Below are 991 nucleotides of genomic sequence, written 5' to 3'. Positions count from 1 at the left end.
CAGCAGCGCTCGGCATCRGCTGTAMCACANTGCACGATATCCTCGGCCGATTCACGGTAGCTAACCTGGTCTGGCTATTGCCGGCGGAACTGTCCCCCGTCGACCTCGACCACCTGCTCTATCCCGGCAAATCCGGCAAGGCTATCAAGACCTTACCCAGCTGACTTGATATCGATACCGAGTTAAGCCGCAAGGGCGTGACCAAACAGCTGCTCTGGATGGAATATCAGGCCGCCGTGGGCGGGTGATGCCCTCGGCTACTCACAGTTCTGTGCACTGTTCCGTGACTGGAAAAAGAAGCAGCGGCGTTCCATGCGCATGGAGCACAAGGCCGGCGAAAAGCTTTTCATCGACTTCTGTGGCCCCACCGTACCTATCGTCAACCCTGCGACCGGTAGCGTACGCCAGGCCGCTATCTTCGTCGCTGCCATGGGCGTATCAGGTTATGCGTATATCGAAGTCTGCGAAGGCCAAGACATGGCATCGTGGCTCAACGCCAATAGCCGCTGCCTGCACTTCATGGGTGGGGTTCCGGAGCTGCTGATACCTGATAATCTGCGCTGCGCTGTCAGCACCCCTGACCGCTATGAGCCGGTCATAAACCAGAGCTACCAGGCGCTGGCAAATCACTATGAGACAGTGGTGCTACCGGCACGCCCGCGAAAACCGAAAGACAAGGCGAAGGCAGAATCAACCGTGCAGCGGGTAGAACGCTGGGTGCTGGCCCGGTTGCGTAAACGTACGTTCTACTTGCTGGCCGAACTCAACCAGGCGATACGAGAACTCAATCATGAGTTGAATCTGCGCCCGATGCGTCATTACGGCAGACAAAGTCGCCTTGAACGCTTCGAGCGTAAGCGTACGCCCAGCGCCGTATTGACAGTTATTCAGCAGGGATGGTGAGGTTCCACGGCAGGAGCTCTTTGATTTTGTTGATGGGATGATCCGCGATAATCGCCAGCACATGGCGCAGATACGCTTCCGGCTCCAC

At 57.3% G+C, this 991-nt stretch carries 1 protein-coding gene and 1 pseudogene (1 of these 2 cut by a window edge); one reads left to right on the top strand and one right to left on the bottom strand.

Annotated elements, in window-relative coordinates:
* Positions 1 to 870: pseudogene (gene istA, locus ACMX3H_RS04180) on the top strand (IS21 family transposase); its annotated part reaches 97 nt to the left of the window's first position; the annotation flags it as partial.
* Positions 871 to 883: 13 nt separating this feature from the next.
* On the opposite strand, the gene ACMX3H_RS04175 reads toward istA, so the two are convergent.
* Positions 884 to 991: transposase domain-containing protein (locus tag ACMX3H_RS04175; RefSeq protein ID WP_415209556.1), on the bottom strand; the 108-nt coding region annotated here is incomplete at its 5' end.

The organism is Sodalis sp. (in: enterobacteria) (assembly GCF_047607725.1).
GTDB lineage: Bacteria > Pseudomonadota > Gammaproteobacteria > Enterobacterales > Enterobacteriaceae > JBLKSS01.
This window is presented reverse-complemented; position numbering and strand designations above follow the sequence as displayed.